Source organism: Natrinema sp. CRL1, assembly GCF_059162405.1.
In genome coordinates, this window is record NZ_JBLVOY010000002.1 from 84951 (window position 1) to 110619 (window position 25669).

Annotated in this window: 25 protein-coding genes; 12 read left to right on the top strand and 13 right to left on the bottom strand. The window is 65.3% G+C overall.

Annotated features, from left to right (window positions below):
• Positions 1-23 precede the first annotated feature (23 nt).
• A complete protein-coding gene (locus tag ACJYUO_RS06160) occupies positions 24-1130 on the top strand; it encodes a M20 family metallopeptidase (RefSeq protein WP_494344517.1) in 1107 nt (368 codons plus the stop codon).
• Positions 1131-1169: 39 nt separating this feature from the next.
• Here ACJYUO_RS06160 and ACJYUO_RS06165 read toward each other — a convergent pair whose 3' ends face one another.
• The gene (locus ACJYUO_RS06165; RefSeq protein WP_494344518.1) at positions 1170-1538 is read right to left on the bottom strand and encodes a hypothetical protein; all 369 of its coding nucleotides are present in this window, start codon (positions 1536-1538) and stop codon (positions 1170-1172) included.
• Between the two features lie 235 nt (positions 1539-1773).
• Here ACJYUO_RS06165 and ACJYUO_RS06170 point away from each other — a divergent pair, with 235 nt between their 5' ends.
• The 6 genes from ACJYUO_RS06170 to ACJYUO_RS06195 all read left to right on the top strand — a co-directional run bounded on the left by ACJYUO_RS06170 (position 1774) and on the right by ACJYUO_RS06195 (position 7440).
• Complete coding sequence (locus tag ACJYUO_RS06170) at positions 1774-3366, top strand: carboxypeptidase M32 (protein WP_494344519.1); 1593 nt, start codon at positions 1774-1776, stop codon at positions 3364-3366.
• Between the two features lie 93 nt (positions 3367-3459).
• Positions 3460-4203, top strand: coding sequence for an SDR family oxidoreductase (locus tag ACJYUO_RS06175; protein ID WP_494344520.1), 744 nt, complete (start codon positions 3460-3462; stop codon positions 4201-4203).
• Positions 4204-4297: 94 nt separating this feature from the next.
• Positions 4298-4795, top strand: a complete 498-nt coding sequence (locus ACJYUO_RS06180; RefSeq protein WP_494344521.1) for a hypothetical protein — start codon at positions 4298-4300, stop codon at positions 4793-4795.
• Between the two features lie 400 nt (positions 4796-5195).
• A complete protein-coding gene (locus ACJYUO_RS06185; RefSeq protein WP_494345377.1) occupies positions 5196-6140 on the top strand; it encodes a M48 family metalloprotease in 945 nt (314 codons plus the stop codon).
• Positions 6141-6266: 126 nt separating this feature from the next.
• The gene (truA, locus tag ACJYUO_RS06190; RefSeq protein WP_494344522.1) at positions 6267-7124 is read left to right on the top strand and encodes a tRNA pseudouridine(38-40) synthase TruA; all 858 of its coding nucleotides are present in this window, start codon (positions 6267-6269) and stop codon (positions 7122-7124) included.
• A gap of 79 nt (positions 7125-7203) precedes the next feature.
• The gene (locus ACJYUO_RS06195) at positions 7204-7440 is read left to right on the top strand and encodes a hypothetical protein (protein WP_494344523.1); all 237 of its coding nucleotides are present in this window, start codon (positions 7204-7206) and stop codon (positions 7438-7440) included.
• 122 nt (positions 7441-7562) lie between these two features.
• Here the strand turns inward: ACJYUO_RS06195 and ACJYUO_RS06200 are convergent, their stop codons facing one another.
• Both ACJYUO_RS06200 and hpt read right to left on the bottom strand, forming a co-directional pair.
• Positions 7563-8948: a uracil-xanthine permease family protein gene (locus tag ACJYUO_RS06200; protein WP_494344524.1), complete on the bottom strand. Its 1386-nt coding sequence runs from the start codon at positions 8946-8948 to the stop codon at positions 7563-7565.
• Between the two features lie 177 nt (positions 8949-9125).
• Positions 9126-9680 carry a hypoxanthine/guanine phosphoribosyltransferase gene (gene hpt, locus ACJYUO_RS06205; RefSeq protein ID WP_494344525.1) on the bottom strand — a complete coding sequence of 185 codons (555 nt, stop codon included), beginning with the start codon at positions 9678-9680 and terminating at the stop codon, positions 9126-9128.
• A 172-nt stretch (positions 9681-9852) separates the two neighbouring features.
• Between hpt and pepF the strand changes: the two genes are divergently transcribed.
• From pepF to ACJYUO_RS06225, 4 genes are all read left to right on the top strand, one after another.
• Positions 9853-11646 (top strand): oligoendopeptidase F, encoded by a 1794-nt coding sequence (gene pepF, locus ACJYUO_RS06210; protein WP_494344526.1) that lies wholly within the window; start codon positions 9853-9855, stop codon positions 11644-11646.
• A 154-nt stretch (positions 11647-11800) separates the two neighbouring features.
• Positions 11801-13033 carry a proteasome-activating nucleotidase Pan2 gene (gene pan2 / locus ACJYUO_RS06215; protein ID WP_494344527.1) on the top strand — a complete coding sequence of 411 codons (1233 nt, stop codon included), beginning with the start codon at positions 11801-11803 and terminating at the stop codon, positions 13031-13033.
• A 275-nt stretch (positions 13034-13308) separates the two neighbouring features.
• On the top strand, positions 13309-13794 hold the full coding sequence (locus ACJYUO_RS06220; RefSeq protein WP_494344528.1) for a pyruvoyl-dependent arginine decarboxylase: 486 nt from the start codon (positions 13309-13311) through the stop codon (positions 13792-13794).
• Between the two features lie 54 nt (positions 13795-13848).
• On the top strand, positions 13849-14247 hold the full coding sequence (locus tag ACJYUO_RS06225; protein WP_494344529.1) for a DUF5811 family protein: 399 nt from the start codon (positions 13849-13851) through the stop codon (positions 14245-14247).
• A gap of 106 nt (positions 14248-14353) precedes the next feature.
• Here the strand turns inward: ACJYUO_RS06225 and ACJYUO_RS06230 are convergent, their stop codons facing one another.
• The 3 genes from ACJYUO_RS06230 to ACJYUO_RS06240 all read right to left on the bottom strand — a co-directional run bounded on the left by ACJYUO_RS06230 (position 14354) and on the right by ACJYUO_RS06240 (position 15873).
• Positions 14354-14758 (bottom strand): DUF6276 family protein, encoded by a 405-nt coding sequence (locus ACJYUO_RS06230; protein WP_494344530.1) that lies wholly within the window; start codon positions 14756-14758, stop codon positions 14354-14356.
• Between the two features lie 57 nt (positions 14759-14815).
• Positions 14816-15562, bottom strand: coding sequence for a V-type ATP synthase subunit D (locus ACJYUO_RS06235; RefSeq protein ID WP_494344531.1), 747 nt, complete (start codon positions 15560-15562; stop codon positions 14816-14818).
• Between the two features lie 107 nt (positions 15563-15669).
• Positions 15670-15873: a zinc ribbon domain-containing protein gene (locus tag ACJYUO_RS06240; protein ID WP_006430407.1), complete on the bottom strand. Its 204-nt coding sequence runs from the start codon at positions 15871-15873 to the stop codon at positions 15670-15672.
• Positions 15874-15937: 64 nt separating this feature from the next.
• On the opposite strand from ACJYUO_RS06240, the gene ACJYUO_RS06245 reads away from it, so the two are divergent.
• Complete coding sequence (locus ACJYUO_RS06245; protein ID WP_494344532.1) at positions 15938-16240, top strand: DUF8143 family protein; 303 nt, start codon at positions 15938-15940, stop codon at positions 16238-16240.
• Between the two features lie 46 nt (positions 16241-16286).
• Here ACJYUO_RS06245 and ACJYUO_RS06250 read toward each other — a convergent pair whose 3' ends face one another.
• From ACJYUO_RS06250 to ACJYUO_RS06280, 7 genes are all read right to left on the bottom strand, one after another.
• Positions 16287-17363 carry an ABC transporter ATP-binding protein gene (locus tag ACJYUO_RS06250; RefSeq protein WP_494344533.1) on the bottom strand — a complete coding sequence of 359 codons (1077 nt, stop codon included), beginning with the start codon at positions 17361-17363 and terminating at the stop codon, positions 16287-16289.
• 93 nt (positions 17364-17456) lie between these two features.
• A complete protein-coding gene (locus ACJYUO_RS06255) occupies positions 17457-18347 on the bottom strand; it encodes an ABC transporter permease (protein ID WP_494344534.1) in 891 nt (296 codons plus the stop codon).
• Position 18348: 1 nt separating this feature from the next.
• The gene (locus ACJYUO_RS06260; RefSeq protein WP_494344535.1) at positions 18349-19272 is read right to left on the bottom strand and encodes an ABC transporter permease; all 924 of its coding nucleotides are present in this window, start codon (positions 19270-19272) and stop codon (positions 18349-18351) included.
• A 5-nt stretch (positions 19273-19277) separates the two neighbouring features.
• Entirely contained in the window at positions 19278-20423 is a 1146-nt protein-coding gene (locus ACJYUO_RS06265) for an extracellular solute-binding protein (protein WP_494344536.1), read from the bottom strand.
• 162 nt (positions 20424-20585) lie between these two features.
• Positions 20586-22199, bottom strand: a complete 1614-nt coding sequence (locus ACJYUO_RS06270) for a long-chain-fatty-acid--CoA ligase (protein ID WP_494344537.1) — start codon at positions 22197-22199, stop codon at positions 20586-20588.
• Positions 22200-22484: 285 nt separating this feature from the next.
• Positions 22485-23903 carry an ATP synthase subunit B gene (locus tag ACJYUO_RS06275; protein ID WP_494344538.1) on the bottom strand — a complete coding sequence of 473 codons (1419 nt, stop codon included), beginning with the start codon at positions 23901-23903 and terminating at the stop codon, positions 22485-22487.
• Positions 23904-23905: 2 nt separating this feature from the next.
• Entirely contained in the window at positions 23906-25669 is a 1764-nt protein-coding gene (locus ACJYUO_RS06280; RefSeq protein WP_494344539.1) for an ATP synthase subunit A, read from the bottom strand.

A 25669-nucleotide genomic window follows, 5' to 3' on the forward strand; every position in this document is an offset into this window, starting at 1 on the left:
CTATCGCCGTCGATACCCCGTCTATGCCTTCGACGCTCGTCGAGTTGACGCGCGATCTCGTTTCGATCCCGAGCCACGACGACGAGACCGCCGCCGGCGATTTCCTCGAGTCGTGGCTGCGCCGCGAGACCGACGCCGACGCGACCCGAGACGACGCCGGTAACGTGATCGCGCGAAAGGGAACGGGAGCCGAGACGCTCGCGCTCGTGGGACATCACGATGTGGTCGAACCGGCCCCGTCGCAAGTGGCGGACGGAAGCGACGCCACCGACGTAACCGAGTACGTCGTCGACGAGCGGGACGGCCGCCTCTACGGCCGCGGCACGGCGGACATGAAGGGGGCGCTCGCGGCCGCCTTGCTCGCCTTTCGCGAGGCCGAGCCGGCCGGCGAACTCGTCGTCGCGAGTTTCGTCGGCGAAGAGGTCGGCGGTGTCGGCGCGCAGTACGCGATCGAGCAGGGATTCGCCCCCGACTACGCCGTCGTCGGCGAGGGATCGACGAACTACTCGGGACCGGACGTCACCGACGTCGCCGTCGCCCACAAGGGCCGCCGGGGGAGCACGATCACCGCCCGCGGCACCGCCGCCCACGCCAGCGAGGCCGACGCCGGCGAGAACGCTATCTACCGCGCCACCGCGGCCGTCGACCGCGTTCGCGACCTCGAGCCCCCGTCGGTCGACGCGGCCGGCGAACCCCTCGAGGGACGGCTCACCGTCACGGAAATCGAAGGCGGATCGGCGATGAACGTCGTGCCCGCCCGCTGTGCGTTCACCGTCGACGAGCGGACGGTGCCGGGCGAGCGCGCCGCTCTCGAGTCGGTCGCGGACCTCGAGGGAGTCGAGTGGACGGTCGATCAAGACTTGCCGCCGATGCGGTGTGACGACGACGCGTTCGCCGACGCGGTACTCGAGGCCGCGACCGCCGCCCAGACCGCCGATCCCGAACTCGTGACGAAACCCCACGCGACCGACGCGGGCTGGCTCTCGCGGGCCGGCACGGAGTGCGTGATCTTCGGGCCGTCCGAACCCGGCGAGGCCCACACCGACGACGAGAGCGTCTCGATCGCGGTGCTCGAGCGCTGTCTCGAGACCTACCAGCAGGTCGCACAGGAGTGGCCCACGGAGCGGTAGTGCCGTCGCGATCGGCCCGGGTCGCGGGTCGACGACCGATCAGATTCCCGGGACGCCGACCGCCTCGAAGCCGGTGATGCCCAGCGCGGCGAGGACGTAGAGCGCGATCAGGACGGTGACCCAGGCGACGAGTCCGATCATCGCCGCGGCGGTCCAGTCGCCGGGATACCGCCAGTTGATGACCCCGATGTACGCGATCAGTGCGAGCAACGGCCCGACGAGCGGGATCCAGCCGACGACGAAGCCGACGATGGCCCAGACGATCGCCCCGATTAACGCGGTGACGATGGCGTGGTCGTAGTCTCCTCTCCCGACGATGACTCGAGCGCCGGCGTAGATGCCGAGCGCGCCGATCAACAGGCTGACAACGAAAACGACGGCTGATGCGAGTGGTGCAGCGAGTGCCATAGGGACTCGGCATACGTCAGATCGGCGGAACAGTCCGGTGCTTGCAAGTTCTGTCTGCCTCTCACCGTCTCGCGAGCGCCGCTGGAGGGTCGCGTTCCCCGCCGTCACAACGGCGTATTGACCGTCACGTCTGCCGACAGCTGTCGGTACTCGCGTGGTTACCGTCGGCGATCGTCGGCGCTCGAGTCGCCCGGAACCCCGACGTTGATACCGCTTCCGAGCGAACGGTACGCCCATGGCGACCGATCAGGCCCACGACGGTGCGAGCGAGGCCGACACCTACGAGCAGTTCGAACAGCGAGTACGCCGCATCTCGAACATCGGGAACGCCGCCGGCATCCTGCAGTGGGATCAGGAGGTCGTGATGCCCGACGACGGCACCCCAGCCCGCGCACAGCAGCTCTCGGCGCTATCCTCGATCAGCCACGAGCTGCTGACCGCCGACGAGACCGGCGACTTGCTCGAGGAACTGGAAGGAGACACGAGCGGCGAACCCGCGAGCGGTGACCTCGAGGGCGAGCAGGCCGCGGTCGTCCGCGAGATCCGCCGGAAATACGACCGCGAGACGAGCGTTCCGCAGGACCTCGTCGAGGAGATTTCGGCGACGGCCTCGAACGCCCACCCGAAGTGGAAGCGGGCCCGTGAGGAGGACGACTTCGAGCAGTTCGCGCCGACCCTCGAGAAACTGGTCGAATTGAAGCGCGAGTACGCCGAGCACATCGACCCCGACGCCGACCCCTACGCCGTGCTCTTTGCGGACTACGAGCCCTACATCGACCTCGAGACGGCCGAGCGGGTCCTCGAGCGTCTGCGGGAGAACCTCGTGCCGCTGATCGACGCCGTTCAGGAGAGCGATGCCAATCTCACGGCGGACGCCTTCGCCGGGGAGTTCGACGACGACGATCAGGAGGCGCTCGCACGAGACGTGCTCGATTTGCTCGGCTACGACTGGAACCGCGGCCGACTCGACACGGCCCCGCATCCGTTCTCGTCAGGCACACAGTTCGACGCCCGGGTGACGACCCGCTTCGAGGAGGACGACCTCCTGGGCTCGATCACGTCGACCATCCACGAGTTCGGCCACGCGAACTACACGCAGGGCCTGCCCGACGAGGGCTACGGCACGCCGCTGGGCGAGGCGCGGGACCTCTCGGTCCACGAGTCCCAGTCCCGCCTCTGGGAGAACCACGTCGGCCGCTCCCGCCCCTTCTGGGAGCACTTCCTGCCGATCGCCCGCGAGCGCTTCCCCTCCCTCGAGGACGTCACCCCCGAGGAAGCCTACGAGGCCGCGAATCAGGTCCACGACGACAACCTCATTCGGGTCGAGGCGGACGAACTCACCTACCACCTCCACATCGTGATCCGCTTCGAGATCGAGCGCGACCTGATCCGGGGCGACCTCGAGGTCGCGGAGGTCCCCGAGGTCTGGAACGACAAGTACGAGGAGTACCTCGGCGTGCGGCCGGAGACTGACGCGGAGGGTTGTCTGCAGGACATCCACTGGTCCCACGGCGACTTCGGCTACTTCTCGACGTACTCGCTCGGTTCCGTGCTCGCGGCGCAGTTGTACGCTGCCGCGGAGGACGATATCGCAGCGCGAGCCGACGGCGACCGCGAGGACGACCGCAGCCCCTTCGACGACGACATTCGCGAGGGCGAGTTCGACGCCCTCAACGGCTGGCTCCGCGAGAACATCCACCAGCACGGGAAACGCTACGTCACCCCCGACCTGATCGAGCGGGCCACCGGCGAAGGGCTGACCGCCGACTACTTCCTCGAGTACGTCGAGTCCAAATACGGCGAGCTGTACGACCTCGAGGACTACTGAGCACCGCCCGTTCGACTGTCTCTCGTCCGCAACCGCCGGCGAAACCGTGCCGCGACCCACGTTTTTAGGGTCGATGCCGACCTAGTCGCCGATATGTCCGACTCACTTGAGCAGGGAACGGCGATCGTCACGGGTGCGAGTTCCGGCATCGGCGCGGCGACCTGTCGCGAACTCGCGGCCGAGGGCGCGAACGTCGTTCTCGCGGCACGCAGCGAGGATCAACTGCGGGAACTCGCTGACGACCTCGAGGCGACCCACGACATCGAGACGCTGGTCGTCCCGACGAACGTCCGTGAGGAAGCCGATGTCGACGCGCTGATCGAGACAACCGTCGAGACCTTCGGCGGGATCGACGTGCTGGTGAACAACGCGGGGCTGGCCCGCGGTGGCGAGGTCGAGTCGATGACGACCGAAGAGTACGAGACGATGCAGGAGACCAACGTCGACGGGGTCTTCTACGCCTCGAGAGCCGCGATTCCCCACGTCCGCGATCGCGACGGCCACCTGATTTTCGTCGGCAGTTTCGCCGGCCGACATCCGCGACCGGCAAACCCGGTCTACGCGGCCACGAAGTGGTGGGTTCGGGGCTTCGCCAAGAGCCTCGCGGCCCAGATCGGCGACGCCGACGTCGGAGTCACGATCATCAACCCCGCCGAGGTGCGCTCCCAGTTCGGGGGTGCCGACGGCGAGCCGTTCGCCGAACGATACGACGAAGACGAGGCGAGCGACCCCGCGGAAATCGCCGCCGCGATCCGCTTTGCTGCGAGCCAGGATCACTCGAGTGTGAGCGAACTCGATATCAATCCCCGGGAGAAGTTCGCCGAGACCTTCCACTGAGCGGGGTAGACCGGTCGACGGGCACCGCACAGCTTAAAAGGAGGTTGGGACTGCCGGGGCTGGACTCACCCGTCCCCGGCCCCCTCCCTCGAGTATGCGAGTCTCCATTCCCGGTGCTCCGGGCGTGTACTTCGACACTGACGCGGAATCGACGGCGATCAACGTCGCCCTGACCGCCGCCGGGCGGCGGGCACCGAAACCGCAGGGCTACGCCATTCAGGCCCTGCCCTACCTCTGGTCGTTCGACGTCGACCTCCATGAAGTCCCGACAGACCACCCGATCCAGTACCTCCATCCGGAGGGCGCGCGGAGCCTGGGCGAGATTTCGCCCCAGCGGGGCGTCCGCGAGGCCGGCACCGAACTCGAGTCGGTGCTGCGATTCGTCTGGTCGGTCAACCAGGAAGTCGAGTCGGCGACGACTCAACTCCTCGGGGCCGCGCCCGCCTCCGAGACCGAGGGCGTCACCATCGAGATCGAAGAGGGAAGTGTCGGCGTCGGCGGGTCGGACCTCGAGACCGACGAGTTCGATATCGACGAATCCGAATTCGACGATGCCGAGGGCGACGAGTTCGATACCGGCGACGAACTGTGATTTGTCACCGATAGCGCCGTCGAACGCCTCTCGATGATCGCTCCGTTCGCGGACTGGATTTCAGCTGCCAACCCGAACCACCGTCCGTTCATAGAAAGTACCCAACCAGTTCCACGAGAAATGTGACTGGCCAATCGCATCGATCGACAAGGGTCGGTGCCGTTCTTCCGCGATTTGCGATACTCGTGATGCTGTTCGGCGGCTTTCTCGAACTGAATTCGGCGGATCGGTGTCGGATTCGTGCTGTTTGCCGGCCTCATCGGCGTGAACGGCCTTGGTATCGAACTCCGGTCACAGGGACTCGAGCGGTAGCTGTCGGAAATATTCTTTCGACAACATTTTAATCCGTCACTTGGGTTCAACGACCATGGCCGCCACTACGATCGGTCTCCGCGCACGGATGGTCGCCGCCGTCCTCGGGCTCGCGGTCGTCACGCTCGGCCTGCTCGCGGGAGTCTGGGGCGTGTTCTACGGCGTGCTCTCTGTTCTCGGATTCGCCTTTGCGTCCCACGTCGCCTCGGTCATCACCGCCGGGACGCTGGTGACGATCGGCTACCTCGAGTACAGACACCGCGAGACGATCGAGCGGCTCGCGGACGCCCACCCGGTAGACCGGGAGACGGCACCGGAGCTGTACGAGACGACGACCCGGGTCGCGGCCCAGCTCGGCGTCCCGGTGCCGACGATCGCCGTCTCGGAGCGAGACGCCCCCGAAGCGATGGCCGTCGGCTTCCGACCGGAGTCGGTTCATCTAGTGCTCTCGCTGGGAGCGCTCGACGCGCTCGAGGGGCAAGCGGAACTGGAGGCGGTGATCGCACACGAACTCGCCCACGTCAAAAACCGCGACGCGATGGTCATGACGGCCGTCTCCCTGCCCGTCGTGCTCGCCGACGGGCTCAAATCGCGGATCGATCGGATCGAGGATCCCGGCTGGGCTGCGATCGTCACCGTACCGCTCGGATTTCTGTCGGCGGGCGTCTGGGTCGTCGGGCGAACGATCACGGCCCGGCTCTCCAGAGTCAGGGAGCGAGCGGCGGATCGGGCCGCCGCGGAGGTGACCGGCTCGCCCGCCGCCCTCGCCAGTGCGCTCCGGCGGTTAGACCGGGAGGTCGCCGACACACCGACTCGAGACCTCCGCGACGCGTCGGGTGTCTCCTCGTTGTCGATCATCTCGCTCGAGCCGGCCGAACCCGAAAAGGTCATGCTCGGCCCCGAGGGCGACATCGAGCCGTCGTACTGGGCGGTTCGAAAATGGCATCACCGGATCGAACGGTACCTGTTCGAGACGCATCCACCGACGGACGACCGGCTCGACGCGCTGGCGGCACTCGAGCGCGAACGCTAACTCCATCGATCCCGTGATCGGTAGCTGCGACTGCATTCTGCTTCGGCTGGAACCGACGCGCCGCACTTGTCGCCGGGCCACAGCGAACCGTATAACACGCTGGCCCCGCTGGATCGACTCGAGACCATGCCACTGCGCGCGTTCCGGATCGCCTACGACGGGACGGACTACCATGGCTTCCAGCGCCAGCCCGACGTTGCGACCGTCGAGGACGCGATCTTCGATTCGCTTCGCGCGCTCGAGGTCCTCGAGGAAGACGTCGACAAGCCCACCGGCTACGCCGCTGCCGGTCGTACCGACGCGGGGGTTTCCGCGCTCGCCCAGACGGTCGCGCTCGAGGCCCCCGACTGGCTCGCGCCGCGGGCGCTGAACGCCGAACTCCCCGCGGATATCCGTGCGTGGGCGGCCGCCGAGGCACCGGACGGGTTCCACGCGACCCACCACGCGAGCCATCGGGAATACACCTATCACCTGTACGCGCCGGCCGCCGAGGGAGCGACGCGCGATTCCGCCGCCGATCCGACCGCACCCGCCGTCGACGACGACCGGTTCCGCGCGGCCTGCGAGGCGCTGTCCGGGAGCCACGATATCCACAACCTCACGCCGGACGACCACAACACCGAGCGCTCGCTGTCCCTCAGGGCTCGCCGCGACGGCGACTACCTCGTCGTTACCGCCGCCGCGGGCGGCTTCGCTCGAGAGCTCGTCCGTCGGCTCGTCTCGCTGGCTCGTGCGGTCGGAACCGGCGAGTCGCCGCCCGCGAAAATCAACCGCGTCCTCGACCCCGAGCCGTTGCCCGGCCACGAGGGGGTCGCGCCCGCGCCGCCGGAGCCGCTCGTGCTGACCGACGTGGAGTACCCCGATCTCGCCTTCGAGATCGACGACGACGCGGCCGCGAGCGCTCGAGCGGTGTTCGACCGCCGCCGCGTCGACCGGCAGACGGAGGCTCGCGTCGCCGGACAGGTGGCCGACGGGATTCGCTGACCGGTCGACCCGACTCGAGCGATCCCGTCGTCCGAACCGCAGAGGAGCGTTTTTCACGGCCGCGGACACACGTCGGCGCATGGAACTCTCACCGGAGGAGTACGGTGCCTACTGGCGCGCTTCGATCCGCGTTTCCGCCGGACTCCTCGTGGTCTTCTTCGGACTCCGCCTCACGTCGCCGCTGCGGAGTCATCCCGAGATCGGCGCGTCCGCCCTCGGCGTCGTGTTGCTCGTCATGCTCGTCCTCGCCGGGACGTACGTCGCGGTCCTCGGCCTCGCCCGTGTCGTCCGGACTGCGGTCGACGCAGAGAGTTAGCGTCGCCGGGCGCGTCGCACGTTCCGCTGTCGTCCATATCGCTCGTTCGTCTCGAGTTAGAAGAGATCTGTATGCAAGTACGTCCAATCGGGAACGACCGCGCGAACGGCCGTGAGTGCGTCTCAGTCGTCTGTCGGGCCAGCGGCTGCGGCGTCTGCATCGGCGTCCGCGTCGGGTACACGAGCGTCGAACAGCGGGCTCTGTTTGCCGGGAACGAACGTGTTGAGGACCAGCGCCGAGAGCGCGGTGACGATGACCGGCTGCCCGAAGAACGTTTCAGCGGCGCTCGGAAGCCCCGAGAGCGCTTCGGGCGTGGTCGCGATGCCCAGTCCGAGGCCGAGCGAGACGGCGACGACGACCGTGTTCCGGCGATCGAGGTCGGCGTTCGTGATGACCAGTCGGAAGCCGCTGGCGGCGACCATGCCGGCCATGAGCAAGACCGCACCGCCGAAGACCGCGCTGGGGATCGTCGTCACGGCGGCACCGACCTTCGGGCTCAGCCCGAGGATCGCGAGGAAGACGCCGCCGATGCCGACGACGTGCCGGCTCATCACGCCGGTGAAGTTGACGATACCGACGTTCTGGGAGAAGGAGGTGATCGGAAACGCGGCGAAGACGGCACCGATCGAACTCAGAAGTCCGTCGGTGAACAGCCCGCCGCGGAACTCCTCGTTCGTCGGGTTTCGCCCCTCGGCTGCCGTGACGCCGGACATGTCGCCGACCGTCTCCATCGCGGAAACGAGAAAGAGGAAGGCGAACGTGACGATCGCGATCGGTTCGAACTCGAAGCCGAATCGGGTGGGTGCCGGGAGGGAGACCCACGCGGCGTCGCCGACGGCCGAGAAGTCGACGAGTCCGGCGGCGAGCGCGGCGGCGTAGCCGACGACGATCGCGACGAGGATCGAAAGCAGCCGCGTGACCCCGCGCGTGAACATGTTGAGACCGACGGCGATCGCGAGGACGAGCCCGGCGAGACCGATGTGGTGGAGCGCGCCGAAGTCGGCGGCGTCGGCCCCACCGGCGGCGTAGTCCATCGCGACCGGCACGAGGTAGAGGCCGATGATGACGACGACGAGACCGGTCACCAGCGGCGGGAAGAAGGGTTTGATGCGCTTGAACTGCCAGCCGATGAGGCCTTCGACCGCAAAGCCCGTGACGAGGATCGCACCGAACACCGCGGCCATCCCGAAGTCCGCGCCGATCGAGATCGACGCGCCCACGAACGTGAAACTCGAGCCCATGACGATCGGCAAGCGCGCGCCGACCGGGCCGACGGTGTAGGCTTGGACGATCGTCGCCAGCCCGGAGAACAGGAGGACCATCTGAACGATGTAGGCCGTATCCGCCGGAGCGAGCCCGACCCCGCCCGCGACGACGTACGCCACGGCCGTCGCCGGCACGATCATCACCGCGACGTGCTGTAAGCCGAGCAGAATCGATTTCGGTAACGGCGGTTTGTCGTCCACTCCGTACTCGAGTTGGATGCCCCCGTCCTCGTCCGTCGACATTGTATGGCCGCCAGATTGCAGAGGGGTGCATAAAAAGTTTCGTAACCGAGCCCAATACGGCGCTGCCTGCGGCCATAGTATACACGTTTATGCATACTCAATGCGATCAGTCGACCAACGGCTCGAGGTCGGCTCGAGCCCGGTAGTCGTCGATCGTCTCCGGTTCGTCTGTGTCGATTACGGCTTCGAGTGGACCGTTACCTCGCCGTTCTCGACCGTGATGTCGACGAGACTCGTCGCGTCGTACTTCGTGTCGTCGAGCGCCGAGTCGCCGACCTTCCGTAATACGACGACGATGTCGACGATTTCGGCCCCGATGCCGTCGAGCGCGTCACAGATCGCCGCCAGCGTGCCACCGGTCGAGAGCATGTCGTCGACGATCACGACACGATCGCCCGCTTCGACGTCGTTGATGTACATCTCCGACTCGGAGTAGCCCGTCTCCTGATGTAAGGAGACCTCGCCTTCGAGCCCGTAGGGCCGCTTGCGGATAACGACGAGCGGGATGTCAGTCTGGAGCGAGAGCGCGGTCGCGAGGTGGATTCCCATCGCCTCGGGTGCGATGATCTTGTCCACGTCCAGATCTGCGGTTTGCATCACTTCGATTACCACTTCCCGCAACAGGGCGGGATCGAGCCGCGGCACGCCGTTGCTGATCGGGTGGACGAGGTACTCGTATCCGTCCTTATCGATGATCGGTGCGTCGTCTAACGACTCGAGGAGCTTCTCCATGCTGTCGATTCGGGAAATCGGAGTGAAAAGCGGTTCGTTCTTCCGGTTCCGATCGCCCGCCATCTTCGACCGCCGATCCGACCGCCACCGAGGACGCTCGGAGCCGAAATCCTCGCCGCCGCGAATGACGGCGTCCGATACCCTTTACCATCTTCGTTCCGAAATTCGGGCCATGAGTTCCGTTCCCGACCGCTCCGAGGTCGACGAGGAAGACACGTGGGACCTCGAGAGCATCTACGCGAGCGACGACGACTGGGAGGCCGCCTCCGAAGCGGTCGCCGAGCGCGTCGCTGAGCTCGAGACCTACGAGGGACAGGTCACCGACGACGCCGAGACCCTCCTCGAGGTGCTCGAGCTCCGCGACGAGATCATGCGCGAGGTTTCGATGGTCGCGGCCTACGCCCGGATGCGTCGCGACGAGGACACGACGAACCAGCAGTATCAGGTGCTGGCGGCCCGATCGCAGTCGCTCGCGGCCGACGCCCAGTCTGCGGCCTCGTTCATCGAGCCCGAACTCCAGGCGCTGACCCGCGAGGAGTTCGACGCGATGGTCGCGGATGTCGACGACCTCGAGACCTACGACCACTACGTCGACGACGTGCTCCGGATGAAACCGCACACGCGCTCGGCGGAAGTCGAGGCGCTGCTCGCCGATCTGAGCGAAGTGACCGGCGCGACCGGCGAGGTCTACAACATGCTCTCGAACGCGGACATGGAGTTCCCCACCGTCGAGGACCCCGACGGGGACGCGGTCGAGATCACCCAGAGCAACTTCACGAACCTGCTCAAGCGCCCCGAGCGCGACTTCCGGCGACGAGTCTACGAGGGCTATTTCGACGAGTGGGAATCGATGCGGAACACGGTCGCTGCCTCCTACAAGAACAGCGTCAAAGCAGACGTCAAGACTGCTCGAGCCCGCAACTACGACACCGCGCGTGAGGCCGCACTCGATGGCCCGAACGTCCCCGTCGAGGTCTACGATACGCTCGTCGATACCGTCCACGACAACATCGACAAGCTCCACCACCACGCCGAACTCAAGGAGCGGGCGTTAGGCGTCGACGACCTGCAGATGTGGGACATCTACATGCCGCTGACCGGCGACGAGGGTCCCGACCTCGAGTACGACCAGGCGACCGAGTACGTCGTCGACGCCCTCGCGCCGCTCGGCGAGGAGTACCAGTCCCAGGTGGCCGCGGGCCTCGAGTCCCGGTGGGTCGATGTTTACGAGAACGAGGGCAAACAGTCCGGTGCCTACTCCGGGGGCACCTACGACACCCAGCCGTTCATTCTGCTGAACTACCAGCAGGACATCTCCTCGATGTACACGCTGGCCCACGAACTCGGCCACTCGATGCACTCCGAGTTGACCAAAGCGGAACAACCCTACATCTACTCGAACTACGAGATCTTCGTCGCCGAGGTCGCCAGCACGGTCAACGAGGCCCTGCTGACCAACCACCTACTCGAGACCGTCGAGGACCCCGAGTTCCGCCGTCACGTCCTCAACGAGTTCTTAGAGCGCGTGCGTTCGACGCTGTACCGCCAGACCCTGTTCGCGGAGTTCGAACACGAGACCCACCGGCTCGAGGAGGCGGGCGAGCCCCTCACCGCCGATCGGCTGGACGACCTCTACCGCGGGCTCAAGGAAGACTACTACGAGCCGGCGGTCATCGACGACCGCATCGCCCGCGAGTGGATGCGCATCCCCCACTTCTACCGCGCCTTCTACGTCTACCAGTACGCGACCGGTATCTCCGCCGCGCTCGCCATCGTCGACGACGTACTCGAGCGGGGCCAGCCCGCCGCGGAAGACTACCTCGAGTTCCTCCGCCGGGGCTCCCGCGAGTATCCGCTCGACCTCCTCCGGATCGCCGGTGTCGACATGAGTTCCGCAGATCCGATCGACCGCGCGCTCGAGACCTACGGACAGCGCCTCGACGAATTCGAGTCTCTGCTCGACTGATCGGCTGGCCGCCAGATCCGGTATTCCGGTTCCCGGAACCGGGTTCGCGCCGAACGACCCCGTATATGCAAGGGACTAGCTGCTATGCGCTCGAGAAATCCCTCCGGGACCCAAAGGCACATTTACTATCGGAATCCTATCGGCGTACATCAGGATGTCTCGAAGCCCGTCTATTCCCGACCGACCTCACCGCGATATCGACTCAGACCTCCCCGACGACGAGCGGCTCGAGGCGCTCCGCGGGCACTACGAGGATCTGGTCGACGTCAACGACCAGCTCTCCGATCAGCTCGACGACGCCGAGGACCGTCGCGAGCGCCTCCGGGAGAAGGTCGACCGCGTCGAACGCGAAAACGAGACGCTGAAGAGTTCGTCGCTGTACATCGCCACCGTCGAGGACGTCCTCGACGACGAGCAGGTCATCGTCAAACAGCACGGTAACAATCAGGAAGTGCTGACCGACGTCTCCTCGCGGATCGTCGACAGCGTCGAGCCCGGCGACCGCGTGGCGGTCAACGACTCCTTTGCGATCCAGTCGATCTTGGATACCGAGACCGACGCCCGAGCCCAGTCGATGGAGATCACCGAGAAGCCCGAAGTCACCTACGCCGACATCGGCGGCATCGACGAGCAGGTCCGCGAGGTCCGCGAGGCCGTCGAGCAGCCGCTGATCGAGCCCGAACTCTTCAACGAGGTCGGCATCGATCCGCCGAGCGGCGTCCTGCTCTACGGGCCGCCGGGCACGGGCAAGACGATGCTCGCCAAGGCCGTCGCAAACGAAACCGACGCCACCTTTATCAAGATGGCCGGCTCCGAACTCGTCCGCAAGTTCATCGGCGAGGGCTCCCGGCTCGTCCGCGACCTCTTCGAGATGGCCCGCGAGCGCCAGCCCGCTATCATCTTCATCGACGAGATCGACGCCATCGCGACTCGTCGAACGGAGTCCAAGACCTCCGGCGACGCCGAGGTCCAGCGGACCATGATGCAACTGCTCTCGGAGATGGACGGCTTCGAGGCCCGCGGTGAGATCCGTATCATCGCCGCCACCAACCGCTTCGACATGCTCGACCGCGCCATCCTCCGCCCCGGCCGGTTCGACCGCCTCATCGAAGTCCCCGAACCCGACCGCGACGGCCGCGAACAGATCCTGCAGATCCACACCCGGACTATGAACGTCGCCGACAGCGTCGACTTCGGCGCGCTCGCCGACGACACCGAGGGCTACTCCGGTGCCGAAATCGAGAGCCTCGCCACCGAAGCCGGCATGTTCGCCATCCGCAACGAGCGCAACGAAGTCGCCCATCAGGACTTCGCCGACGCCTTAGAGAAGATCGAGGAGGACGACTCGAGCGACGTGATCTCGTCGGCCGGTTACTTCTACCAATAACGAAGTTTTGCGCTGCGGGCGCGGCTCCGCCGCGCCCTCGGCAAAAATCCGATTAAAAGCACTCCTCCCTCCGTTCCGAACGCAAAGCGTTCTCCACATCGGTCGTCGGCCCGCTCGCTTCGCTCGCGGTGAATGCCGGTGAGTCGCTGCCTTTCCCCGGTTCGCGCGGCTCTCGCCTCTGCTCGAGCCGCGCTCCCGCCCGCTGTACTCGCTATCGGGACGGTGTGTTCGACCCGGATCGCAACGCCTTACGCCGCTCGTCCCCCAGTTCGGATATGAGCACGATTCGAGTCGTCTGGGGCTCTGCGTCGGCACCCACGGCAATGGCCTCCTACGACGCCGCGCTCGCGGACGCCGGCGTCGAGAACTACAACCTCGTCTCGGTTTCTTCCGTAATTCCGGCGGCAACCCGCGTCGAGGCCGTCGGCACCGCACCCGATCTCGGCCCCGCTGGCGAGCGCCTGACCGTCGTCGAGGCTCGAGCAACCACCGCCGAGCCCGGCCGCGTGAGCGCGGCGCTCGCGTGGGCGCAGTCCGTCGACGACGGGCCGGGGCTGTTCTACGAGACGGCGGGCGAGATGGATCGTGAGGACGTCGAACGGCGGGTCCGTGAGGGGCTGGCCGCGGGGCAGGAGCTCCGCGACTGGGAGTTTGCCGACCCGCGGGTCGCCGTCGAGAGCAAACAGGCCGAGTCGGGAACGCATACGACGGCGGTCGTTCTCGCGGTCTACGGCGACAGCGAGCCGATCCTTTCGGATTGACCCAAAGCGAACCCTTTTGAACCGGCAGCACATTGATACGGGTACACACTTCTCATGAACGGAAATACGCCGTACGCAGGGCTACCGGGCGAGACTGGTGCTGGGCAGCGTGCAGCGGCGGACGTTCCTGACCTCTCGAGTGCGCAGAAACGACTGCTCCATCGCGACGTCTCGCGGATCGCCGCCCGAACCCGCGAGTTCCTCCCGAACGAGTACGCGGTCGACGCCGATGTCTCGAGCGGCATGACCGGCCCGGAGGTCACCGTCGCCGTCAGACCGCCGGTGGGCCACGCCGTCAGCGCGGGCTTTACGCCCGATCTCGAGGAGGCAGCGGCCGCCGAAGAGGTCATCACGGCGGACGAGCGCGACGAAGTCGCGCGCGGACTGGCCGCAAGCGCCGCTTTGCAGGTCAAACAGGCCATCAGCAACAACGTGCGGCCGACCGGAAAGTAAGCTGATACCGTCGTCGACTATCGCGCCGGCCGTCGACGTTCGTCCTCGACCGCCTCCGTCCCATCGGGTACGGATTCCGACCTACCGTTTTATCGGTCGCCGAAGTTCAGTAGCGCAGTTGCTCGAGTTGGTGTCGTCGGCGCTCGAGGTCGATCGCCGGCTCGACCGACGGATCGGCACTGAGCCGATCGAGTATCAGTAACGGATCAACACCGGCCCGTTCGACTGCGTCGAGCAGCGATTCGATCGCCGCGCGGTTCGTCGCCAGCGACGAGCAGAGACCGATCGCGAGCGCGAGGGGAATCGCTCGCTCGGGCCGTGTTGGGAACTGATCGCTGACACGTGCAAAGTCCGGGTCGTCGGTCGCAGTCTCGTCGCCGGTCGGAGCCGACTCGAGGGTCAGACAGTACGGACAGAACGATACGACAGCAGCACCCGACGGCACGCTCGAGCGGTGGGCCTCCGGAACGGAAAACGAGATCGCACTCGAGCCACACGCAGAACAGGTCATTAGAATCGAATTAGGTAGCGCGTACGGGCCGAAGACGACGCGAGATGCCGACGAACCTTACTGGTTGGCCGCGGGGGACTGTGCGGCGGTGTCGGGCTGGACGTCGTCGAGTTCGCCCTGGGTCGCTTCGGCGGCTTCGGCCTCGGCGGCCGCTTCGGCTTCGCGTTCTGCCTTCTCTTCGGCTTCTTTCTTCTCCTTGATCTTCTTCAGGCGGAACGTCTCCTCGCGTTCCTGTTCCTCGAGTTTCTGCTCGATGTATTCCTGATTGTCGTACAGTTCCGGCAGGAGCTTGAACTCGAGAGCGTTGACCCGTCGCTTGGTGGTCTCGATCTCGCGGAGCATCTTCTTCATCGCCGTCTCAACCTCGGCGGCGAGGATGATGCTTTGCAGCAGGTCCTCGTAGGCTTCGGCGGCCTCGTCGATGCGGGCGGAGGTGCCCATGATCCCGTAGCCACGCTGGTCGAGGCTCTTGGTGACCTTCGAGGACTCGATTTGCGGGACGACGACGCCCATGATATTCTTCGACTCGGTGGTGATTTCGGGGTGTTCCTGCAGGGCCGATGCGGCACCGCGGACCGCGACGTCGCCTTCCATCGCCCGGGCCATATTGATCTTCTTTTGGGCGTCCTGGTAGTCGTCGGCGAGCTCGCCGCGGACGTCCTGGGCCTTGTCCAGAATGTCCATGAACTCCATGATCAGCCCGTCGCGTTTCTTCTCGAGCGTGCCGTGTCCCCGCTCGGAAAGCTCGATGCGATCCTCGATCGCCATCAAGTTCTTGCGGGTGGGCTTGACGTCGTTGGCCATCTTGTGGGGGGATAGCGCCCCCAGTCGGATAACTGTTTACAGTTTCTCCGCTCCCGAGGCGCCCGATTCGGTCGACTCCGCGTCGTCGGCTTCGTGTCCGATCGGACCTACCCGAGGAACAGATCGACCATGTTGCCCGACGACTGCCCCTTATAGAGCTCCGAGTAGCCGCAGTTCGTACAGCTTACGACCATGAAACTCCGGTTCTGGATGTCGAACATCTTCGATAGACCGCCTCCCGTGGTCGAGATTTCATCGATTTCCGTCTCCGTGTGGTCGCACTTCGGACAGCCGCGATCGTCGTCTTTCATAGTCGTCTCCATTCCTGTCATCACACAAATCTTTTGTGTTCGGACGATCGAGTATGTGCCGACCATGCCCGTCGTCTTCGCTGTCCTCTTGGTTGTCTCTCTCGTGGTTCCGCTGGCCATCTGGCTGGCGATCAGTCGGGAAACGTCGAACCCGACCGTCGTCGACCGCGCGGAGGCCGAACGGATCGCTAAAGCACAGGGCGGCCGCGATCCGTCGCGGTCGGCCGCGGGCTCGTCCACGCAGAGTACCGACAGCGACCGTACAACTGCCACCTCGGACGACCCCGGCCGAACCGACGATCGCGACAACCCGACGACGGGATTCGACCGGGACGAGCGCGACGAATGGGGCACTCGACGCTCGTAACACCCGTGCTCCCCGTGACTCAGTCCCCCGTCCCCGTCTCACCTGCTTATTCCGACTCGAGGACGTGTACCCGATCCTCGTCGATCGAGAGCGACACGGCATCGCCGGCGCGGTAGCCGTCGAGGCCGTCGGCGTGTAGTGTGACGGTCGTTTCGTCCGGGAGCGTCGCCGAGAGGTGGGTCCGTTCGCCGAGATAGGTCACGTCTGCCACGTCGGCCTGAATCGGCCCCGTGCCAATTTCGAACGCCTCGGGGCGAATCGCGACGCTGACTTTGCCGTCCGTTCGGGCCGCGACGGGTAGTTCCGCGAACCCGAGGTCGACGTGACCGTTTTCGGCGACCCCTTCGAGCAGGTTCGACCGCCCGACGAAGTTTGCAACGAACGCGTTCGCGGGACGGCGGTATATCTCCGTGGGCGTTCCGACCTGTTCGACGCTTCCATCCTCGAGGACGGCGATGCGGTCGCACATCGCCATGGCCTCCTCCTGATCGTGCGTAACGTAGAGAGCGGTGACGCCGAGTTCGGCGAGCAAGTCGCCGATCTCCTCGCGGAGGCGCGTCTTGAGTTTGGCATCGAGCCCCGTCATCGGCTCGTCGAGTAGGAGCACATGGGGTTCGATCGCGAGCGCACGCGCGAGACCGACCCGCTGTTGTTGGCCGCCCGACAGCGTCGTCGGCCGCCGGTCGGCGAGGTCGCCGATGCCGAGCAACTCGAGTAACTCGTCGGCTCTCGCCCGGCGCTCGGCGAGGTCGCCGATGCCGAGCAACTCGAGTAACTCGTCGGCTCTCGCCCGGCGCTCGGCGGCGGAAACGCCCTGCATTTTCAGCCCGAAGGCGACGTTCGCGCGGACGCTCATGGTGTCGAACAGCGCGTACGACTGGAAGACCAACCCGACGTTTCGCTCCTCCGGCGGGACGGTCGTGACGTCGGTGCCATCGAACAGCACCCGGCCTCGAGTCGGCGTCTCGAAGCCGGCGACCGTCCGGAGCGTCGTCGTTTTGCCACAGCCCGACGGCCCGACGATGCCGAGGATCTCCCCGTCACGGATCGTCAGCTCGATCCCGTCGACGGCCGTCTCGTCGCCGTACGTCTTGGTGAGCGACTCGAGGGCGACCTCACTCACAGCTGATCACTCCTATCGAACGTGGATCGAACGGCGTGTTGTGACGAGTGCTTCGACTCGGTTCGTGACGATTTGGGAAGGGTCGTGGTCGTCTCATCGTTGTCGTACGGTCGTGAATCCGCTGTTGCCGATCAGTTGCAGGACGAGGATCGCGGCGACGACGATCAGGAAATAGACCGACACGGCCGCCGCGGACTGCAGGTGCGAGGCGTTCGAGATGTTCTGATAGAGGAACTTCGCGAACGGATCCGGGCTGCCGCTTGCCACCTTGAACGTGAAGTTGAACTCCGCGGCAGCGAGCGTCCACGTGATAATACAGCCAGCGATGATCCCCCGCTTTGCGTGCGGGACGATGATCGTCAGGAACGTTCGGGGCCACGAGGCTCCGAGCGACCGGGCGCTCTCCTCGAGTCGGATCAGATCCATCGACTGGAAGGAACTCTGGACGGTCAACACCATGTACGGCGACTTGAGCAGACAGTAGCCGGCCATCAGCCCGAGCGCCGACCGGCCGTGTTCCGGATAGGTCTGGACGAACGCGATCGCCAGGATTAGTCCCGGGACGATCGGCAGGATCGCGAGAGTGTTCACCCAGTGCTTGCCGGTAAACTCGTATCGCGCGAGCGCGTACGCGATCGGAACCCCGACCAGTACGTTCAACACCATCCCACCGGTCGCGAGGACGATGCTAAACGCCAGTCCCGGAATCGCGGTGTCGCCCGTCTCGCCGACCCCGAGGACGGTCCGCCAGTGCTCGAGCGTGACGAAACCACGGGGCAGGACGCTCGTTGCTGACTCCGCGAACGAGGAGAGTCCCGCGATGACGACCGGAACCGTCAGAAACGCGACGACCAGCACGACGACGCCGACGACGATCGGGCGACCGACCAGCGTCGAGACCGCCGTCTCCGATCGGGACCACTCCTCGGCTCGTTCGGGTGCTGTTGCCGATTCACGTGTGTTCGCGTCGGTGTCCCCGGACATCTCAGATCTCCACCGCGTCGGTTTCGACGAACCGGAGCCCGACGAACGTGAACGCGACGATGAAGCAGACGTACACGACCCCGATCGCGGCCGCCACGTCGGGGTTGTACGAGCCGACGCTCGTCTCGTGGTGTATCTGGAGCGTGACTACCCGATGGCTCTGCAAGATTAGTACCGTCCCGAAGATCGCGAGCCCGGAGCGAAAGGTCAGGATACACGCCGCGACGATCCCCGGCCGAATCTCCGGCAGCGTCACGTGATAGAAGGTCTGCCACCGGTTCGCGCCGAGTGCCCGCGCCGCCTCCTCGGCCTGTGCGTTGACTTCGGCGTAGGTCCCGCGAAGCACCATGGTCGCCCGCGGAACGAGCGAGTAGACGTAGCCGAGGAACAGCCCGGTGATCGCGGTCGCACTGGCCAGATCGATCGCGCTCTGGCCCGTCGCCACCGCGGCCGCGTTCGTCACCAAACCCTGTCGGCCCAGCAGGACCACGATCAGGTACGCGACGATGATCCCCGGGAGCGCGATCGGGAACGACACCGCCGCCACGATGGCTCGCTCGAAGGGGAGGTCGTACTTCTCGAGGGCGTGGGCGACGGCCACACCGAGCGCGACGCTGACCAGCGTCGCCGCGCCGACGAACCACAGCGTGTTCCAGACGACCTGCCTGTACGTTGCGGTCGTAACCAACGTTCGCCACGCGTCGAGCGAGACACCCTCGATCCAGACGGTGTCTTCGGCGAGACTGATCCGGACGAGCATCGCGAGCGGGACGAACCCCGCGACGGTTGCGAGGACGAAAAACGGCAGACACATGATCGCGACCCGCCGGCGCTCGCGGTCGCGTTCGGTCGTCGGTCGGGCGGTCGCGGACACGAGCGATGCGACTCGCCGCACCGACGACGTCGCCGATTCGTGGACGGACATCTCGCTTACTGTGCCCCTTGCAGGGGGGTCCGATCGACGAGTTCTTCCTGAATGTCGTCTTGCTTCTCGACTAACTCCTCCTGATCGACCGTGAACTGCGCCTCGTCGTAGGCTGACTGGTCCGGGAACTCGTCGGGCTGGTCGAGTTCGTCCGCCCGGATCGGCCGGACGTAGGCATCGAAGAACAGTTCCTGACACTCGAGCGTGAGCACGAAGTCCATGAACAGCTTCGCCGCTTCGGGGTTGGGCGCGTTCCGGAGCAGGGCGTAGCCGTAGGGAACGTTCATCGCGCCCGGTTCGCCGTTCGGGCCGGGCAAGACCGTGACGTCGATCTGGTCCTCGTCGAACTCGTCGTTGTTGTACTTCAGGTTCAGTCCCGTGTAGTCGTACTCGACGACCGTCGAGATCTCGCCCGCAGTCATGGGCCCCTCGACGTTGCGCCGGAAGTCGGCCCCGTGGTCCGCGATCTCCTCGTGGTATTCGATGACGGGATCGAGATCGTCCAGATCGCCGCCGTAGGCCCTGTTGACCGACAGCGCCGAGGCCTGCCCGTTGGCCGTGTGCGGCGGGGTAAAGGCGAGGTCCTTCGCGATGTCCGGATGTTTCAGATCCTCCCACGTCTCGGGGGCGTCGAGTCCGCGTTCCTCGTACACGTCCGTTCGGTAGGTCACCGCGGTCGTCATCTGCCGCGTCGCGGTCACGTGACCGTTGTCCGTCTTGAGATCGTCCGGGACCACGTCCCAGTTCGCCGGTTTGTACTCCGTCGTCAGGTCGTCGTTCATCGCGTCGAGACCGAACGAGTAGCCGCCGTTGTAGGCGGAGTGAGTCGGGTTCCGCGCGTTCGCGCGCATGTCCTCGAGCGCTTCGCCCGAAGACCCCTGTGCGTCGTACAGCGAGATGCCGTACTCCTCCTCGAAGGCGTCCATGACGGCACCCCAGTTGGACCACTCGGTCTGCACACAGTAGACCTGTAGTTCGTCGGGAAACGAGGAGTCAGTTACCTCCGTCTCGTAGTCGCCGTGGCCGACCGTGTAGGTCTGGCCACTTCCGCTCCCGACGAAGTCGCTCACACAGCCCGCGACCGCGAGCGTCCCCGCAGTCGTCCCACTCGCAATCACCGATCGCCGCGTCGTCCCTGTCGACTCGGACATACGTGATCAAGCCGACAAGAAATACTAATCCGTTGCTATGTTCAGAATACTAACCTATATAGTACCTCGTAGCGGAACTAATCGATTGGCAACACGTTCGCTGATCGAATGTAGTCCAACGCTTCGAAAAAGCCGAGGGCCAGCGGCCGCTATCTTCCCTGCTCAGCCCTGCCCAACCATCCGTTCTTCGCCTTCCCACTCCTCCTGTCTCAGTTCGTACTTCTGGACCTTGCCCGTCGCGGTCGTCGGCAGTTCCTCGACGAACTCGACCCGATGGACGGTCTTGTAGCCCGCGAGATTCTCGCGGGTAAAGGCCTCGAGGTCGCCCTCGGTCACGCCGGGATCGTCCGGATCGCCGCTCGCGGGGACGACGTACGCCTTCGGCGTCTCCCCCCACTCGTCGCTCGGTGCGGGAATCACCGCCACGTCCGCGACCGCGTCGTGGTCGAACAGGGCGTCCTCGAGTTCGATGCTCGAGATGTTCTCGCCGCCGGAGATGATGATGTCCTTCTTCCGGTCCTGAATCGCGATCATGCCGTTCTCGTCGATCGTTGCGAGGTCGCCGGTGTGGTAGTAGCCCTCGATGCGGTCGTTGAAGGCCGCATCGGTCGCCTCGGGTTTCTCCCAGTATTTTTCCATGATCTGATTGCCGCGGACGACGACCTCGCCGAGCGTTTCGTCGTCTCGGGGAACGTTTTCGCCGTCCTCGTCAACGACCCGAATTTCTGTCCCCAGATACGCGAGTCCCTGTCGCTTCTTGATCCGGAACCGGTCATCGCTGTCGTCCTCGAAGTGACGGCGGGCGTCGGAGGTCGTGATCAGCGGCCCCGTCTCGGTCGCGCCGTAGACGTGTTTCAGGTACCAGCCGAACTCGTCCTCGACGGTTCGGATGGTCGCCTCGGGCGGCGCGCTGCCGGCAGTCGCGAGCCGAACGTCCCGCTCGCCGGTGGTTACGGGGTCGTGTTCGTCGTAGTAGTTGACCAGCATGTTCAGCACCGTCGGCGCACCGCACATGTAGGTGACATCTTCGGATCGCACGGCCTCGAAAATCTCCGCGGCGTCGACCCCGCGCGTACAGACGTGTTTCGCGCCGATTCCGGTCACCGCGAAGATGTGGCCCCAGCCGTTCGCGTGGAACATCGGCAGCGTCCACAGATAGGTGTCGTCGTCGGTGATCTCCTGATGACCGACCAGCAGATAGGCGTGAATCGTCTCACAGCGGTGGGTACGACAGACGCCCTTCGGGTCGCCCGTCGTCCCCGAAGTGTAGTTGATCGTGATGATCTCGTCCTCGCTCATCTCGGGGCGGTGGTAGTCGGTACCCGCCTCCTCGAGCACGGCGTCGAACTCCTCCCACTCCCCTTCCACAGCGTCCGCGTCGTTCGTTACGAACGTCTCCGTCGGTACCTCGTCGCGGACCGCCTCGATCTTCTCCGCGAAGTCGTAGTCGGCGTAAATCGCGTCCACGCCCGCGTCCGACAGGATGTACTCGAAGTCATTGGGCGTGAGGCGATAGTTCAGCGGCGTGTGAATCGCGCCGATCTGCATGATTCCGTAGGCTGCCTCGAGGTGGTAGTGGGTGTTCGGGTCCAGCACCGCAACGCGGTCACCCTTCTCGATGCCCCGATCTTGGAGCGCCGCCGCGAACCGGTCGGCCCGCTCGCCGAGCTCGTCGTAGGTAAACCGTTCCCCCGTGGTGGCGACGACCGCCTCGTCGTCTCCGTAGTGCGTTCGCGCTCGGTCGAGGAACTCCGGCACGAGCAGTGGTTTGTGCATACGTGTCATGATTCGCTGACGGCCCATACCATAGTTTCCATCAGTTGCACGCAGTGACAGTTCGGCAATCGGTAGTGACGACTGCGTCGTGACCGCTATCGACTCCTTCGTAGAGAACCGCTTCCGTCGGAGTCGTGCGTAGCTACTCGCCTTGCGGTGGCCGCTGAGAACGGGGGTCTCGTCGGGCGATAGCGCCTCCGACGGCGGCGAAATGGTTCTCGAGAGTACTGCCGCTGGCCGATAATCGATCGAAGAAAAGCGCGACGAACGAAAGCGATCGCCGAGTTAGTCGTCGGCCGTGACTTCGGCGGCCTCGGTCTCGTCTTCGCGGTAATGCTCCGCGATGAGTTCCTCGTCGATCCGGTTGAGTTCCGTCTTTGGCAGGTCCGAGAGGAGATCCCAGCCGAGCTCGAGCGTCTCCTCGATCGAGCGGTTGGTGTCGTACCCCTGCTGGACGAACTCCGTCTCGAAGCGGTCGGCGAAGTCGAGGAACTTGTTGTCCCGCTCGGAGAGGGCCTCGCGACCGACAATGTTCACGAGGTCGCGCAGGTCCTCACCCTCCGCGTAGGCGGCGTACATCTGGTCGGAGACGTCGCCGTGGTCCTCGCGGGTCAGGCCCTCGCCGATCCCGTCGTCCATCAGCCGGGAGAGGCTCGGGAGGACGTTGACCGGCGGCTCGATCCCCTGACTGTTAAGGTCCCGATCCATCATGATCTGGCCCTCGGTAATGTAGCCGGTCAGGTCCGGAATCGGGTGCGTGTCGTCGTCGCCGGGCATCGTCAGGATCGGGATCTGCGTGACCGATCCTTCCTTGCCTTCGATTCGACCCGCACGCTCGTAGAGCTGTGCCAGGTCGGTGTACATGTATCCGGGGTAGCCACGGCGGCCCGGGACCTCCTCACGTGCGGCACCGATCTCTCGAAGCGCCTCACAGTAGTTGGTCATGTCCGTAAGGATGACCAGTACGTGGTAATCCTTCTCGAAGGCCAGATACTCGGCCGTGGTGAGCGCGAGTCGCGGCGTGACCTGGCGCTCGACTGCGGGGTCGTCCGCGAGGTTCATGAAGACGACCGACCGCTCGAGTGCGCCCGTGCGCTCGAAGTCGTCCATGAACTCGTTTGCCTCTTCGGCGGTGATCCCCATCGCACCGAAGATGACGGCGAACTCCGAGCCTTCCTCGTCGCCCTCTTCCTCTTCGGGAACGGTCGCCTGACGAGCGATCTGGAGTGCGAGTTCGTTGTGGGGCAGCCCCGAGCCGGAGAAGATCGGCAGCTTCTGGCCCCGGACCAGCGTGTTCATGCCGTCGATGGCGGAGACGCCGGTCTGGATGAACTCCTCTGGGTACTCCCGAGAGTAGGGGTTGATCGCTTCGCCGACGATGTCGTGTCGTTCGTCGGGGACGATTTCCGGGCCGCCGTCGATCGGGTTCCCGGAACCGTCGAGCACCCGCCCGAGCAGATCCTCGGTGACGGGCATCTTCATCGTCTCGCCCAGGAAGCGAACGGAGGCGTTGCGGTCGATTCCGCCCGTGCCCTCGAACACCTGGATCGAGACGATGCCTTCGCTCGATTCCAGCACCTGGCCGCGCAGCGTCCGCCCGTCCTCGGTCTCGATCTCGACGATCTCGTCGTAACCGACCGGCTCGTCGACCTCGGCGAACACCAGCGGACCGCTGATTTCCGTGATAGTCTGGTACTCTTTCATTGTTAGTACAGTGCGCGCAGTTGGTCTGCGAGGTCGCTCTCGATCTCGTCGATGAACTCGCCCCACTCTTCTGCCGTGCCCATCCGGTTGAGCCGCGGTGCGGCGTCGACGTCCTGAATCTCTTCGACCGGGACGCCGGCCTCGAGTGCGTCGAATGCCTCGTCGTTGAACGTCTTGATTGCACCGAGCATCCGGTAGGTCTTGTCGGGTTCGCAGTAGGTGTCCACGTCGTGGAGCGCGTTCTGCTGGAGCCAGGCCTCACGGATGTAGCGTGCGACTTCCATCGTGAGCTGCTGGTCTTCCGGCAGGGCGTCCTTCCCGACGAGTTGGACGATCTCTTGGAGTTCGTCCTCCTCGTCGAGCACGTCGACGGCCCACTGACGGACCGCTGCCCAGTCGTCGGCGACGTTGTCCGCCCACCACGGGTCGAGCTGGTCCTTGTACAGCGAGTAGGACTCGTTCCAGTTGATCGAAGGGAAGTGCCGACGTTCCGCGAGGTCGGCGTCTAGCGCCCAGAACGTCTTGACGATACGCAGCGTGTTCTGGGTGACCGGCTCGGAGAAGTCGCCGCCCGGCGGCGAGACTGCGCCGACGACCGAAATCGACCCTTCACCGCCGTTGATCAGCTGGAACTTGCCGGCGCGCTCGTAGAACTCCGAGAGCGCAGCGGCCAGATACGCGGGGTAGCCCTCTTCGCCGGGCATCTCCTCGAGTCGGCTCGAGATCTCCCGCATGGCCTCCGCCCACCGCGAGGTGGAGTCGGCCATCAGTGCGACGTCGTAGCCCATGTCGCGGTAGTACTCCGCGATCGTGATGCCCGTATAGATACAGGACTCGCGGGCCGCGACGGGCATGTTCGACGTGTTGGCGATGAGACAGGTACGGGCCATCAGCGGGTTCCCGGTCTGTGGGTCCGGCAGTTCCGGGAAGTCCTCGATGACCTCGGTCATCTCGTTACCGCGCTCGCCACAACCGATGTAGACGACGATGTCCGCGTCGGACCACTTGGCGAGTTGCTGCTGGGTGACGGTCTTCCCGGAGCCAAAGGGCCCGGGAATCGCCGCCGTCCCGCCCTTCGCGAGCGGGAAGAGGCCGTCCTGAACCCGCTGGCCCGTCACCAGCGGCTCGGTCGGCGTCTCCTTGTCACCGGCTGGTCGGGCCTCTCGGACCGGCCACTCCTGGTGCATCTGGATCTCTTCGCCACTCGAGAGTTCAGCGACCGTCTCCTCGACGTTGAATTCGCCGGCCTCGATTGCGGTTACCTCACCGCCCTCGTAGTCCGGCGGCACCATGACCTTGTGGTCGATGGTGACGGTCTCTTCGACGACACCGACGGCGTCGCCGGATTCGACCGTCTCGCCTTCCTCGACGGTGGGTTCGAACTCCCACTCCTTCTCGAGGTCGATCCCGGGGGCGTCGACCCCGCGGTCGAGGAACGCCGTCCCCATCTTGTCCTCGAGGACGTCGAGCGGGCGCTGGACACCGTCGTAGATGGAGTCCATCATGCCCGGTCCGAGGTCGACGCTCAGGGGCTCGCCCGTGTTCTGGACGGGTTCGCCCGGGCCGACGCCGGAGGTTTCCTCGTAGACCTGAATCGTGGTCAGGTTCCCTTCGATCTCGATGACCTCGCCCATCAGTCCTTCGTCGCCGACGTAGACGACGTCGTTCATCCGGGCGTCGAGGTCCGTGGCGGTCACGACGGGACCACTCACGCTTTCGATTACACCGTCTTCGTCGACGGATTCGATGTCTTCTGCCTGGCTCAT